Below are 13,815 nucleotides of genomic sequence, written 5' to 3'. Positions count from 1 at the left end.
ACGCGCGGCACGGCGCCCAAACTCGCTACGCTCAGACAGGGCGCCTCTTCGGCCACGCGTGGCTGCGGTGCTCGGCTCGCTCTAGGGCGAGGGGAAGCCAACAGCCAACAGCCAACAGCTAGAAGCCGACAGCTGGAAGCGAAAGAGCAAATACTTAGACGCTATGGCGCAAGGCATAAAACACCAGCTAAAAACCAGCGGTCAACGATGCGACTCTAACCAATCCCGAATCCCAACTCCCCAATCCCGGCCGCAAAGCGGCCTCACAGCCACCGCGCGCGCTTGAACAGGCGATACAGCACCAGACACGAGCCCACTACACCGGCCACCAGCAGCGGATACGCGTAGCGTTGGTCCAACTCGGGCATGTGAGTGAAATTCATGCCGTACCAACTGGTGATCAGGGTAGGGGCGGCCAGCAATGCGGCCCATGCGCCTAAGCGTTTGACGGTCTCGCCCTGGGCCAGGGTCACCATCGACAGGTTCACACTCAGCGCGGTACCCAGCATTTCGCGCAAGGTGTCGATGGCGTCGTTGATGCGCACGGCGTGGTCGAGCACGTCGCGCAGGTAGATGCCGACTTCTTCGTGGATCAGCGAGCCGGGGTTGCGCTTCAGGTGCGAGAGCACGTCCTGCAGCGGCGCCACCACCAGCCGCATCTTGTTGAGTTCGCGCTTGAGTTCGTACAGGCGCACCACGGTTTCGCGCTTGTAGTTATCGGCAAAGATGTCTTTTTCCAGGCCTTCCAGCGTGTCGCGGAACTCATCCATGATCGGCAGATAGTTGTCGACCACAAAGTCGAGCACGCCGTACAGACAGAACGAGGCGCCCATGCGCAGCATCGCCGGTTCGCGTTCGACCCGGTGCCGCACCGGCGTATACGACAGCGAGGCACCATGCCGAACGGTCAACAAGAAGCGTGTGCCGAGAAACGCGTGCGTCTCGCCATAGCGGATGCGCTCGTTGACCAACTGGGCAGTATTGACCACCACGAACAACGAGTTGCCGTAGCTCTCGGCCTTGGGCCGTTGGTGCGCCTTGAGCGCATCTTCGATGGCCAGATCGTGCAGGCCGAACTCGTCCTGCAGCTTGTGCAGCACCGATTCCTGCGGCTCGTACAGACCGACCCAGACAAAGCCATCCGGGCGCTGCAGCACGTCGCTGATCTGCTCCAGGCTGATGTCGTGGCGTTCGGCATCGCCGTCGTAATAGGCGCAGGTGATGACGCAGGACGGGTTGTCCGGATGGCGGCCGTGATGGTTCATGGGCGCATCCTGGATCAGCGCGTGCGGATGGACAAGTCACGCCGCCGCAAGGCGATCGCGAGCGCTGCGTGGATCGGCAACAGCAGCAGTACCCATTGCAGGTTGTCCTGCGCCTGGAACGACAACCAATGAATCAGCAGGGCCACCAATGCGGCGGCGGCAACCACCCAGCGCAGCACGTCGAACCAGCGTCCGGGCCGGCGCCCGCGCAGCACTGCGATGCCGCCGATCAGCAACAGCGCGCACAGCGGGTTGACCAGCAACAGGTTGCGGTTGGCCCAGGCCGATTGATGCGCGGTGAAGCCCCAGAGATACACCAGCAGCCCGCCGCCGATCGCGCACAGCAGCCAGTACGGCAGCGCAAGTGCGGCCAACAGCCGCTGCCTGCGACCGAGTGCCAGTACGCCGGCAGCGACGATCAGACCCGTCAGCAGCCACGGCCACCAGTGTCGTTGCTGTTCGTCCGGCTCCGGTGCAATGCGATGCGGCAGCAACACCTGGGTCGATTGAACCAAGGGCCGCCCCGCGCTGTTGTGCACTTGGGTCAGGCTATCGGCCAGGCGCATCGGTACGAAGGCTTCTTCCCAGCGCGACAACGGGCGATCTGCGTACGGCCCCAGGCCCAGGTCGAAGCCCAGCCACATCCACGGGGCAGGGGAGGCTAGGCGCACCGCTTCGCTGCGGAAGGTGTTGCCGCGCGAACGACCGGCCAGCTGCGATTTCAGCGCACCGCCCATTGCACGGTCCAGCGTGTCGCGAACCATCGTGGCGCAGTTGGCCACGAAATAATCGTAGTGATAGCGCGCGTTCTCGGGCTGGCTGCGCACGGCCAGCCCGTCGGCCAGTGCGCGCGCCTGTTCGGGCGGCAGATCCAGCCACTGGATGCTGACCCCGCGGCCGACGTTACGGTACTGCGACAGGTCTTCCTCCAGCGGCAACGCCACCAGGTAATACATCATCTCGCCGCGGGTAAAACGCGGAATAAAGTCCGGCTCGCTCGGGTCGAAAAAGCCGAAGTTGTACGAGGTGGCCTGCTGTGTGACCGGGTCGACCACCACGATGGCATCGTGACCGAACCGCTCGAAGAACACTTCGCCGGGCTGCATGGTGACCACGCCAACGCGCGGTGCCGGCGCGGTCGTTTCGACGGGCGCCTGAGCGACTGCCACCGGTGCGACCAGCAACGCCAACAACGCCAGGATGCAGAACGCAGCCCATCGCCGAACGCTGCCGCGGCTCAACGCTGCAGCGGGAATGCCATGCGAGGGGTTCAAGCGTCGTCCTGCGGGTCGGGCGGCAATATGGTGACGTGGAAGGCGTGCACGCGCCGCGCATCGGCCTTGGCCACGCGGAACGCAAAGCGCCCCAGGGTCAGCTCTTCACCGGTTTCCGGAAGATGGCCGATCGCATCGGTGACCAGGCCACCGACGGTGTCGTACTCGTCATCGGGGAAGTCGGCACCAAAGCGTTCGTTGAAATCTTCGATCGGCGTCAGTGCATCGACCACGTAGCGGCCGTCGGCCTGGATCGCGATCAGCGAATTCTCTTCTTCGGCATCGTCGTGCTCGTCGTCGATCTGGCCGACGATTTGCTCCAGCACGTCTTCGATGGTGACCAGCCCGGCGACGCCGCCGTACTCGTCCACCACGATCGCCATGTGGTTGCGCGACAGGCGGAATTCCTTGAGCAGCACGTTGAGCTTCTTCGACTCCGGGATCAGCACCGCCGGGCGCAGCAGCTCGCGCACGTTGCCAGGGCCGTTGTCGGCGACCACGCCGCGCAGCAGGTCCTTGGCGAGCAGGATGCCGAGCACTTCGTCCTTGTTCTCGCCGTGCACCGGGAAGCGCGAATGGCCGGATTCGACCACCTGCTGCATCAGGTCCAGAAAGCGCGCCTCTACGGGGAGCGAGACCATTTGCGAGCGCGAAATCATCACGTCGCCCACGGTGAGCTCGGACACGGAGATCGCGCCTTCCATCATGCGTAAGGTGTCTGCGGCGATGAGACCGTCTTGCTCGGCGGTCCGCAGCAGCGCGACCAGTTCGTCGCGGGTGTGGGGTTCGCCAGAGAAGGCAGCGCTCAGGCGCTCGAGCCAGCTACGGCGTTTTTCGGGTGTTTCTTGGGATTGGCTACTGTCGTCTTCGGACATCGTGACGGGGGACGGCACCCGGCAAACCAGGCGATAGCGGTCAGTCTAACAGGAAGCCGCTAAGGCGCTGTGGACAGGGCGCAGGGGTGCCCGCTGTCAGGGCAGATCCAGGCTGTAACCGCAGCCGACCACGGTCTTGCCGGGGTGCGATTTCACGTTGGAGACGCTGAGCACCACCGATTCGATCATCGCCTCGCCGGTCTTGGGATTGGTGGTGTCTTCGCTGACCAGCTCGCGGCCGTACATGATCTTGTCGGCGTTATCCACACCCAGTTCCAGGTTCAACTGCTTGGCCAGAGGGCGCGGGTCGGGCAGGTCCAGCAACGCCATGATGCTGGCGCCGGAAAACGCGATGTGGGTGGTGCTGTGGCCGAACACGGTGATCGGCGTGTTGAGCGTGTATTCGGTCATGAACAGGTTGGCCTGCTCCAGCGGCGTCCAGCCCAGCGCGACCGCCTTGAGCGGGTCGGCCAGTACCGGCGCCAACGCGTTGAAGTCGCCGATACGTTGGCGGCATTCGATCAAGGCCGGCAGATCGGGCCGCACCGGCGCGGCCTGGGCCCAGGCGGTGGAGGAGGTCAGCAACAGCAAAGCAGCTGCGACGCCGGCACGCATCAAAGTTCCCCCGCGTACGGGTCGTCGATGCCGAGATCAGCCAGGATCTCGCGTTCGAGTTGTTCCATCGCATCGGCTTCCTTGTCGTCTTCGTGGTCCCAGCCGAGCAGGTGCAAGGTGCCATGCACGGTCAGATGCGCGTAATGCGAGGCCAGCGATTTGCCTTGTTCGGCCGCCTCGCGCGCCACTACCGGCGCGCAGATCACCAGATCGCCCAGCAGCGGCATCTTGACGCCCTTGGGCAGGCCTTCGGGCAACTCGGCCGGGAAGCTCAGCACATTGGTGGCGTAATCCTTGCCGCGGTAATGATGGTTGAGCGAGCAGCCTTCCTTTTCATCGACAATGCGCACCGCCAGATCGGCCTCGCGGATGCGTCCCTTCAGCGCGGCAGCCACCCACTTGCGAAAACTCACCGCCGAGGGCAAACCTGCGCGCGGCAGCGCGTAACTGACAGCGACGTCGAGACGGACAGGTCCAAGGGTCATGGCGAGAGTTTCCTGGGCAAGAGGGATTCAGCGGGAGCAGGTGATCGGCGACTTCATTGCGAGCCCACCGGCAATGCCGTCACTCGCATGAGCGAGCGGGCCACGGCTGCAGCCACGATTGTAATCCCGGACATTCACGGTTGAAACGACGCCGGATTGTCGCGGTCTGCGGCCCCCGCGAACGACCTGCCTGCCGGCACAGGGCCGGCACGGTGCTGCATCACTCCGTCTGGGTCTGGCCTTTGGCAGCGTCCTGCTGATCGCGGCGTTCATAGGCAGTGACAATGCGCTGCACCAGCGGGTGGCGCACCACGTCGCGTGCTTCGAAAAAGGTGAAGCTGGCGCCGTCCACATCGCGCAGCACTTCCACTGCATCGCGCAGGCCGGATTTGACGTGTTTGGGCAGGTCGACCTGGGTCAGGTCGCCGGTGATCACTGCGGTGGAGCCGAAGCCCAGGCGGGTCAGGAACATCTTCATCTGCTCGATGGTGGTGTTCTGCGCTTCGTCGAGAATCACGTAGGCATCGTTGAGCGTGCGGCCGCGCATATAGGCCAGCGGCGCGATCTCGATGACGTTGCGCTCCAGCAGCTTGACCACTTTTTCCACGCCCAGCATTTCATACAGCGCGTCGTATAGCGGGCGCAGATACGGGTCTACCTTCTGGCTCAGATCGCCGGGCAGAAAGCCCAGTTTTTCGCCGGCTTCCACTGCCGGGCGCACCAGGATCAAGCGCTGCACGCGCGATTCGTTCAAGGCTTCCACGGCGCAGGCGACCGCCAGGAAGGTCTTACCGGTACCGGCCGGGCCGATGCCGAAGTTGATGTCGTGGGTGGCGATCGCATGCAGATACTTGGCCTGATTGGCGCCGCGTCCACGCACGGTGCCGCGCTTGACCTTGATCGCCACGTCCTGGGCTTCGTTGGAACGCTCGACCACGTGTTCGACGTTGGCATCGTTCAGGCGCAAATGGATCGCGTGGTTGTCGAAAAGGGTGGAGGCGGCCTCGTCGTACAACGCGATCAGCAGCGTCTGCGCGGCGGTGATGGCCGGCTCCGGGCCGGTGACACGGAAGATGTTGCCGCGGTTGGCAATCTCCACGCCGAGCTTGAGTTCGATCTGGCGCAAGTGCGCGTCGAACGGGCCGGCCAGATTGGCCAGGCGCTCGGTGTCGTCGGGTTCCAGGGTGAAGTCGCGGTGTGCAGGTGAATTCATGGTCGGCTCGGACAGCGCATGCATGCGGCGTCGGTAGGGCGGGACGAAAAGGGTAGCGCGCAGCGTGTGATCCCACCAACACGCCCGGCGGCACGGCGGCGTGACCATGCGCGTGCCCGCCTGCGCGTTCGAGTTCTCCACAAGCGCTGTGGAGTCACGCATCCACAACCTGTGGATAGAATTGGTGACGCTTACTGGCGTAAGGCCCGGCAGGGTGGTGGTGAAAAAATCGCCAGTGCGCACGCGCTTGTCCACAACCGATGTGGATCGAATTCGCTAAAGCCTGTGGGTAAGTGTGGCTAGGCCTTGCGTAGCAAGGCGTTGTGGATGGGTGGCGAATTTTTCGCCACCAGTACGCGCAGCGAGCGATGCGACGGATCATGTCGATGCTTGTCGTTGTCTGCGACTGCAAAGAGACAGCTCAGGTGAGCCGCATGAGCGTGGCTGGCGCAGGTTGTATGGATCGCCGGCAGCGCGTGCTGCACACAATGCCTTCAACATGGCGCCGAGCAATCCGGCGCCTGCGCTGTATCAGCGTGCGCTTTCATCCAGATGGATGCGACCACGCAGCGAATTGCTCATCGCCTCGGTGATCAGCACATCGACGAATTGCCCGATCAGGCGCGCATTGCCGGGGAAATTCACCGGGCGCATGTTCTCGCTCTTGCCGGTCAATTCGTTGGGATCGCGCCGCGAGGGGCCTTCCACCAGCACGCGCTGCACGCTGCCCACCATGGATTGCGAAATATTGGTGGCATGCGCATTGATCTGCGCCTGCAAGCGTGCCAGGCGCGCCTGTTTGACGGCGTCGGGCGTGTCGTCCTGCAGATCCGAGGCAGGCGTTCCAGGACGACGCGAATAGATGAAGGAAAAGCTCTGGTCGAAGCCGACGTCCTCGATCAACTTCATGGTCTTTTCGAAGTCCGCTTCGGTTTCGCCGGGAAAGCCGACGATGAAATCCGAGCTGATCGAAATATCCGGGCGCATCGCGCGCAACTTGCGGATCTTGGATTTGAATTCCAGCGCGGTGTAGCCGCGCTTCATCGCCGACAGAATCCGGTCGCTGCCGGCCTGCACCGGCAAGTGCAGATAGTTGGCCAGCTGCGGCACGTCGCGATACGCATCCACCAGCGAATCGGAAAATTCCAAGGGATGCGAGGTGGTGAAACGGATGCGACCGATGCCGTCGATCTGCGCGATGGTGCGAATCAGCAAGCCCAGATCCGCGTACTGCGCAGCGTCTCCCGCATCGGCGCCATACGCACCGCGATACGCGTTGACGTTCTGGCCGAGCAGATTGATCTCGCGCACGCCTTGCGCGGCCAGTTGCGCCACTTCCACCAGCACGTCTTCAAACGGCCGGCTGACTTCTTCGCCGCGGGTATAGGGCACCACGCAGAACGAGCAGTATTTGGAGCAGCCTTCCATGATCGACACGAAGGCTGAAGGGCCATCGGCACGCGGCTCGGGAAGGCGATCGAACTTCTCGATTTCCGGGAAGCTGATGTCCACCTGCGACTTGCCCGATTCGCGCCGCGCGCGGATCAGCTCGGGCAGGCGGTGCAGCGTCTGCGGGCCGAACACCAGATCCACATACGGCGCGCGCTTGACGATGGCTTCGCCTTCCTGCGAGGCCACGCAGCCGCCAACACCGATGATCACCGGGGTGCCGCCGGCCTTGTGCCTGCTCTCCTTGAGCAGGCGCCAGCGGCCCAGCTGGCTGAACACCTTTTCCTGCGCCTTCTCGCGGATGGAGCACGTATTGACCAGCACCACGTCGGCGTCTTCGGGATTGTCGGTCAGCTCCAGGCCTTCGGAGGCGGCGAGTACGTCGGCCATCTTGGCCGAGTCGTACTCGTTCATCTGGCACCCGTGGGTCTTGATGTACAGCTTGCCGCGCACCACGGCGGGCGCTGCCGGGCGGGCCACGGGCAGCGGCAACAGGGCGGGTGCGTCCACGGCGGTGGCCGCAGAAAGATCGGAAACGGATGTCCCGGGCATGGCGCTTATTCCAGGCGGGTAGAAGATAGCCGCGTAGTTTACCCGCTTGCGCCGGCTGCGTCCGGATGCTCAGGGCCTGGCGTTGATCGCCTCGGCGCGGCCGAATGCCGGCCGGTCGGCCATGCGCGCGATGTAAGCGCGGGTGGGTGCGGGCGGGTCGACCAGGCCGAAATCGACCATCCAGCCAAGTGCGCCGCCCCACAGCACATCGGCCGCGCTGCAACGATCGCCCAGGAGATAGTCGCCCTTGGCCAGCTGCGCATCGACCACCTGCAGCACCGTGTCGCAGTCGGCGTACGGCGAGATCGCGCGCGGCGGGGCGTCGCGTTTCATCGCGCGGTCGATGATCGCCGGCTCGAACGCCGAACCGTAGAAGGCCAGCCAGCGCAGATAGGCGCCGCGATCGGCATCGCCCGGCGCCGGCGACAGGCCGGCTTCCGGATACAGCTCGGCCAGGTACTGATAGATCGCGCCCTGTTCGGTGACCACGCTGTCGCCGTGCCGGATCGCCGGAATCTTGCCCATCGGGTTGATCGCCAGGTACTCGGGTGCGAGCTGCTCGCCTTTTTCCAGATCGACAATGTGCAGGCTGTAGCTGGCGCCGAGCTCTTCCAGCAGCACCAGCACGCCGCGCGAACGCGAGCGGGGATTATGGAACAGGGTGATATGGCGGTCGTCGGGCATCGCGGATTCCTTGTTTGAGAGATGGAGCGTCCAAGCCGCAGGCATTGATGCAGCAAGCGGCAGTGACGCAATCCTACGCAGCTATTGCGGACACTTTCTGTCCGCAATACGGTGGCGCCATGGCTTCTACCGCTGCCCGTCTGTTGCGTCTGCTTTCCTTGCTGCAAGGCGGTCGGAGTTGGTCCGGCGTTGCCCTGGCCGAGCGCTTGGAGATCCATCCGCGCAGCGTGCGGCGTGATATCGAACGCCTGCGCGAGCTCGGCTACCCGGTGCATGCCGCGCCTGGAGCCGGCGGCGGCTACCAGTTGGGGCAGGGCGCCGCCGCCTTGCCACTGTTGTTCGAAGAAGACGAAGCGCTGACGGTGGCGATCGCCTTGCGCGCGGCTGCCCCGACGATCCGCGACATGGATGCGGCAGCGGCACGGGTGCTAGCCAAGCTCGATCCGCTGCTGCCGCGACGCAGTGGCCAGCGCGCCAGCGCCGCGCATGCGGCCATGGCCAGTCTGCCGATCATGGACGCCAGCGCGTTGGTGGACGCGGCACTGCTGGCGCAACTGGCCAGTGCCTGCCGCGACCGCATCACCTTGCGGCTGGACTATCGCCGCCACTCTGGCGCGCCGATCACCCGCTGCGTCGAGCCGGCGTTGCTGGTGAATTACGGGCGGCGCTGGTACTTGCTGGTCTGGGACTGCGAGCGCCAGGACTGGCGCACCCTGCGTGCCGACCGTATCGATCAGGCCGTCGCGACCGGCGCGCAGTTCGCCGCCCGCGCGCTGCCGGAAGAACCGCTGCAGTTGTTGCGCAAGGCGATCGGCGAGTCGCCATTCCCATGCCGGGCGCGGGTACGCCTGCAAGGCACGCTGGACGCACTCGCCGCCTGCATTCCGCCCTGGCTGGGTGCGCTGGAAGCCGACGGGCCAGAACATTGCTGGCTTGGTTTGGGCGCCCCGAGCATGCCGGCCCTGGCGGCCAATCTGCTGCTGCTCGAACTGCCGTTCGAGGCGATCTCTCCTGCCGATGTGCGTGAACCGCTGACCCAGGCCCTGAACGCGTTGCGCGCGCAACTAGACCAGCCACCCCGGTAACGCCGGCCGACACTTGGCAAGCCCAGGGCAAGCTGGGACACTCCGCCACATGAAGGGGATGTCAAGAGTGCTGGGGCTGTTACTTGTCACGTTGTCGGCGGCGCCGGCCAGCGCCGGCACCTTGTACAAGTGCGTCAGCGGCGACGGCATCACCAGTTATTTGAGCAAGCGCCAGAGCGGCGCCGCCTGCAGCGTCATCAGCAGTTACACCCCGGATCGATCTACCCGCCGCACACCGCCGTCTTCGGTGCACGCGACGCCGGGCTCGATTGCCGCCCCTGCGCGCAGCATCGCCAATATCGACAGCGGCGCGCCGGCCACGATCATCAGCCAGCCGGTCAGCCAACCGCCGCGTCGTACTGCCGAGGTCGCTTCAGCGGTGGTGCCGCGCGCGCTGCCGGCGTCGGAGACGTCCATCGTGCAGACGCCTGCCGCCGCAACGGCGGTCAATCCGCGTCGGGTGGTCAGCGGGCAGGTCTATTCCTATATGAAGGATGGCGTGCGCCACTACACCAGCGCACGCCCGCGTCAGGTCGCCAGCATCGAAGGCCTGCGCACCATCCACTACAGCTTCATCGAGACCTGCTACGCCTGCGGCGCCAAGCCTGGCGTCAACTTCGGTGCGATCCGGCTCAACACCAATGCCTACCAGGAGGAAATCACCGCGGCGGCACGTGAGTTCGGGGTCGAAGAAGCGATCGTGCGCGCGATCATCCACGCCGAGTCGGCCTACAACCCGCTGGCGCTCAGCCGTGCCGGCGCGCAAGGGTTGATGCAGCTGATGCCCGGAACCGCGCGCCGCTTCGGCGTCAGCGATGCCTATGATGCATCGCAAAATATTCGCGGCGGCGTGCAGTATCTGTCCTGGTTGTTGAAACGCTTCAACGGCGATCTCACGCTTGCCGCTGCCGGCTACAACGCGGGCGAGGGCGCGGTGGATCGATACGGCGGCGTGCCGCCTTACAGCGAGACCCAGCGCTATGTGCAACGCGTCGGCCTGCTGGCCGGTCGCTATCGCGGGCAGAGCACGGCAGCCAACTGAGCTGCGTGCGTTATCGACACGCATCTGCATGCAGCGTTTGCACAGCGCAGCTCCGACTGCGTACATTGCATTGTCTGTGCATTAAGCGTTCCGCTACACTGCGGTCGATTCATCGCGGCTGGACCCCCCGCCAGCCGTTGGCAGCCTCACGCTACCTAATCAAGATCGGAGAGCCGGATGGCCAACGATGGGGTTAACGCACCTGCTGATCTCGGGCGTCGTCGGTTTTTGACCGCGACAACCTCCGTGGTCGGTGCGGTCGGAGCAGGATTTGTTGCAGTTCCGTTCGTGAAGTCGTGGAATCCCAGTGCACGCGCCAAGTTGGCCGGCGCACCGGTGACTGCCGACATCAGCGCCTTGCAGGAAGGGCAACGGCTGGTTCTGGAGTGGCGCGGTCAGCCGATCTGGATCGTCAAGCGCTCCAAGGCGATGCTCGACGCACTGCCCTCGCTGGACGACCGGCTCAAGGACCCCAAGTCCGAGAACAAGGACCAGCAGCCGGACTACGTGCTGAAGAATCCCGAGTACCGCTCGATCAAGTCCGATATCTCGGTATTGGTGGGCCTGTGCACGCATCTGGGGTGTTCGCCCGAGATGGTCGCCGAGATCCGGCCAGAGCCCTACGACCCGCAATGGAAGGGCGGCTACTTCTGCCCCTGCCATAAATCGCGCTTCGACATGTCCGGCCGCGTCTTCGACGGCGTGCCGGCACCGATCAACCTGCTGGTGCCCCCACACCACTACGTGGACGACAACACGCTGGTCATCGGCGTCGATCCGGATGGCGCCGGTACGTCGGCCAAAAGCACGGGGGCTGCCTGATGAGCAATATTCTTGTCCGTGCCGCGAACGGCGTGTTCGAGTGGGTCAACGAGCGCGCGCCCGGCCTGATGCCGGTCTATCGCAAGCATGTCAGCGAGTACTACGCGCCGAAGAACTTCAACATCTGGTACTACTTCGGCTCGCTGGCGATGGTGGTGCTGGTCAACCAGATCGTCACCGGCATCTTCCTGACGATGCACTACAAGACCAGCGCTGCCGATGCGTTCGCTTCGATCGAATACATCATGCGCGACGTGGAGTGGGGCTGGCTGATCCGCTATATGCACAGCACAGGTGCCTCGCTGTTCTTCATCGTGGTGTATCTGCACATGTTCCGCGGGCTGATGTACGGCAGTTACCAGAAGCCACGCGAGCTGGTGTGGATCCTCGGCATGCTGATCTATCTGGTGCTGATGGCCGAAGCCTTCATGGGCTACGTGCTGCCCTGGGGGCAGATGTCGTTCTGGGGCGCGAAGGTGATCATTTCCTTGTTCGGCGCCATTCCGGTGATCGGCAATGGCTTGACCGAATGGATCATGGGCGACTATCTGCCCGGCGATGCCACGCTCAACCGCTTCTTTGCGTTGCATGTGATCGCCTTGCCGTTGGTGCTGTTGTTGCTGATCGTGCTGCACCTGGGCGCGCTGCATGAAGTGGGTTCCAACAATCCCGATGGCGTCGACATCAAGAAAGGTCCCAAGGGCAATCGCTGGGATGCGCACAAGCCGGCGGATGGTATTCCGTTCCACCCGTATTACACGGTCAAGGATCTGGTCGGTGTCGGTTTCCTGCTGCTGATCGCGGCCTTCATCATTTTCTTCGCGCCGGCCTTCGGCGGTCTGTTCCTGGAGCACGACAACTTCACCGAGGCCAACCGGCTGGTGACGCCGGAACACATCAAGCCGGTGTGGTACTACACGCCGTATTACGCGATGTTGCGGGTGGTGCCCAACAAGCTCGGTGGCGTGGTGGTGATGTTCTCGGCGATCGCGATCCTGTTTCTGGTGCCGTGGCTGGATCGCGCCAAGGTGCGTTCGATCCGCTACCGCGGCTGGATCTCCAAGGTTGCGCTCGGCGTGCTGGTGGTGTGCTTCGTGTGGCTGGGCGTGATCGGTTCCGGGCCGGGTACCGACGCACACGAAACCTATGTCGGGCGCGTGCTGACCTTCCTGTATTTCGCTTTCTTCATCACCATGCCGGTGTGGACGCGGATAGATAAGACCAAACCGGTGCCGGAGCGGGTGACCACGCATGACTAAGCACATTGTGAAGTCATGGAAGTCACGCGTGGTCGCGCTGCTATGCGGCTTGATGGTTGCAGGCGGTGCGATGGCGGCCGAAGGCGGCGCAGTACAGCAGGCCGGAAACGATCTGAGCGATCGTGCCTCGCTGCAACGTGGGGCGCAGTTGTTCATGAACTATTGTTCGGGCTGCCATTCGCTGAAATACCTGCGCTATTCGCGCATGGCCAGCGATCTGGGCTTGAGCGAAGCGGAGGTCATGGCCAATCTCAACTTCACCGGCGCCAAGATCGGCGAGCACATCGAAGGCACCATGCCGCACGATGCAGCGACCAAATGGTTCGGCAAGGCGCCGCCGGATCTGACCCTGATCGCCCGCGTGCGCGGCACCGACTGGGTCTATACCTACCTCAAGTCGTTCTATCTGGATCAGACACGTCCATTGGGCTGGAACAACCAGTTGTTCCCGAACGCGTCCATGCCCAATCCGCTGTGGGAACTGCAAGGCCTGCAGCAGGCGCAGTACGGGCCGCCGGACAAGGCCACCGGCGACAAGCCGGTGCAGGCGCTCAAGCTCGGTCAACCTGGACGACAGACGCCAGTCGAGTTCGATCAGACCGTGCGCGATATCTCCAACTTCCTGGAATACGCGGGCGAGCCGGCGGCGCTGAAGCGGCAAAGCATGGGCGTGTGGGTGATCCTGTTCCTGGCCCTGCTGACCTTCATCGCCTATCTGCTCAAGAAGGAATATTGGAAGGACGTGCATTGATTAGGCTGTAAATCCGGCGGCGGCCGCGCACTGCCGCAGCTGCCCGAAAGCAGGTAACACAACCTGGTAATCGCCAAGCGTATGTGGACGCTGTGGAGGAACCGGAGTGTACGAGTGGTACATGCGATTCCGAGCACGGGCCGCGCCTGTTGGATGTCGCGCAGTCATTTTTGTTAGCCGCTCTTGGCACTATCTCGATACTCCCAGGTCGTGTTGGTCGGTTGGTCGGAGGGCGCGATGTCCTCACCGCTCGCGGGACACGCCGCAAGTACGTCCATGTAGGCTCGGTGGCGGCATCCATGCCGCCACACGGTCCCGCAATCGGCGAGGACACCGCACCAGACAGTTTGCTGACTGTTTTATTGAAAAAGCTATGCACACCGATCAACTCGACTGGTCCTTGCCCGCCCACCGTCGCGGGACCTTACGCGGCATGGATGCCGC

13 protein-coding genes are annotated in these 13,815 nt (G+C 63.8%); 5 read left to right on the top strand and 8 right to left on the bottom strand.

What is annotated here, in order from left to right; translation table 11 throughout:
- Positions 1–263 precede the first annotated feature (263 nt).
- The 8 genes from ABS769_RS13930 to ABS769_RS13895 all read right to left on the bottom strand — a co-directional run bounded on the left by ABS769_RS13930 (position 264) and on the right by ABS769_RS13895 (position 8,412).
- Complete coding sequence (locus ABS769_RS13930; protein ID WP_317060384.1) at positions 264–1,265, bottom strand: magnesium and cobalt transport protein CorA; 1,002 nt, start codon at positions 1,263–1,265, stop codon at positions 264–266.
- 14 nt (positions 1,266–1,279) lie between these two features.
- Positions 1,280–2,539 carry a DUF4105 domain-containing protein gene (locus ABS769_RS13925; protein WP_317060385.1) on the bottom strand — a complete coding sequence of 420 codons (1,260 nt, stop codon included), beginning with the start codon at positions 2,537–2,539 and terminating at the stop codon, positions 1,280–1,282.
- The gene (locus tag ABS769_RS13920) at positions 2,536–3,414 is read right to left on the bottom strand and encodes an HlyC/CorC family transporter (RefSeq protein WP_104550075.1); all 879 of its coding nucleotides are present in this window, start codon (positions 3,412–3,414) and stop codon (positions 2,536–2,538) included. The genes ABS769_RS13925 and ABS769_RS13920 overlap by 4 nt, the downstream gene beginning before the upstream one ends.
- A 96-nt stretch (positions 3,415–3,510) precedes the next feature.
- Complete coding sequence (locus ABS769_RS13915) at positions 3,511–4,029, bottom strand: hypothetical protein (RefSeq protein ID WP_317060386.1); 519 nt, start codon at positions 4,027–4,029, stop codon at positions 3,511–3,513.
- A complete protein-coding gene (gene ybeY / locus ABS769_RS13910; RefSeq protein WP_317060387.1) occupies positions 4,029–4,514 on the bottom strand; it encodes an rRNA maturation RNase YbeY in 486 nt (161 codons plus the stop codon). The genes ABS769_RS13915 and ybeY overlap by 1 nt, the downstream gene beginning before the upstream one ends.
- Positions 4,515–4,734: 220 nt before the next feature.
- A complete protein-coding gene (locus ABS769_RS13905; protein WP_317060388.1) occupies positions 4,735–5,727 on the bottom strand; it encodes a PhoH family protein in 993 nt (330 codons plus the stop codon).
- A 531-nt stretch (positions 5,728–6,258) separates the two neighbouring features.
- Positions 6,259–7,728, bottom strand: coding sequence for a tRNA (N6-isopentenyl adenosine(37)-C2)-methylthiotransferase MiaB (gene miaB, locus ABS769_RS13900; RefSeq protein WP_317060389.1), 1,470 nt, complete (start codon positions 7,726–7,728; stop codon positions 6,259–6,261).
- Positions 7,729–7,797: 69 nt separating this feature from the next.
- Positions 7,798–8,412 carry a glutathione S-transferase family protein gene (locus ABS769_RS13895; RefSeq protein WP_317060391.1) on the bottom strand — a complete coding sequence of 205 codons (615 nt, stop codon included), beginning with the start codon at positions 8,410–8,412 and terminating at the stop codon, positions 7,798–7,800.
- A 119-nt stretch (positions 8,413–8,531) separates the two neighbouring features.
- Here ABS769_RS13895 and ABS769_RS13890 point away from each other — a divergent pair, with 119 nt between their 5' ends.
- From ABS769_RS13890 to ABS769_RS13870, 5 genes are all read left to right on the top strand, one after another.
- Complete coding sequence (locus ABS769_RS13890; protein ID WP_317060392.1) at positions 8,532–9,497, top strand: helix-turn-helix transcriptional regulator; 966 nt, start codon at positions 8,532–8,534, stop codon at positions 9,495–9,497.
- A 49-nt stretch (positions 9,498–9,546) separates the two neighbouring features.
- On the top strand, positions 9,547–10,539 hold the full coding sequence (locus ABS769_RS13885; protein WP_317060393.1) for a lytic transglycosylase domain-containing protein: 993 nt from the start codon (positions 9,547–9,549) through the stop codon (positions 10,537–10,539).
- Between the two features lie 177 nt (positions 10,540–10,716).
- A complete protein-coding gene (petA, locus tag ABS769_RS13880) occupies positions 10,717–11,361 on the top strand; it encodes a ubiquinol-cytochrome c reductase iron-sulfur subunit (protein ID WP_043907856.1) in 645 nt (214 codons plus the stop codon).
- On the top strand, positions 11,361–12,620 hold the full coding sequence (locus ABS769_RS13875; protein ID WP_317060394.1) for a cytochrome b: 1,260 nt from the start codon (positions 11,361–11,363) through the stop codon (positions 12,618–12,620). Before petA ends, ABS769_RS13875 begins: the two co-directional genes overlap by 1 nt.
- The gene (locus tag ABS769_RS13870; RefSeq protein WP_317060395.1) at positions 12,613–13,371 is read left to right on the top strand and encodes a cytochrome c1; all 759 of its coding nucleotides are present in this window, start codon (positions 12,613–12,615) and stop codon (positions 13,369–13,371) included. The genes ABS769_RS13875 and ABS769_RS13870 overlap by 8 nt, the downstream gene beginning before the upstream one ends.
- The last annotated feature ends 444 nt before the right edge of the window (positions 13,372–13,815 follow it).

It is taken from the genome of Xanthomonas hortorum, from assembly GCF_040279205.1.
GTDB classification, from domain to species: domain Bacteria; phylum Pseudomonadota; class Gammaproteobacteria; order Xanthomonadales; family Xanthomonadaceae; genus Xanthomonas; species Xanthomonas hortorum_F.
Note: the sequence above shows the minus strand (reverse complement) of the source record. Positions and strands in the feature narration are given on the sequence as shown.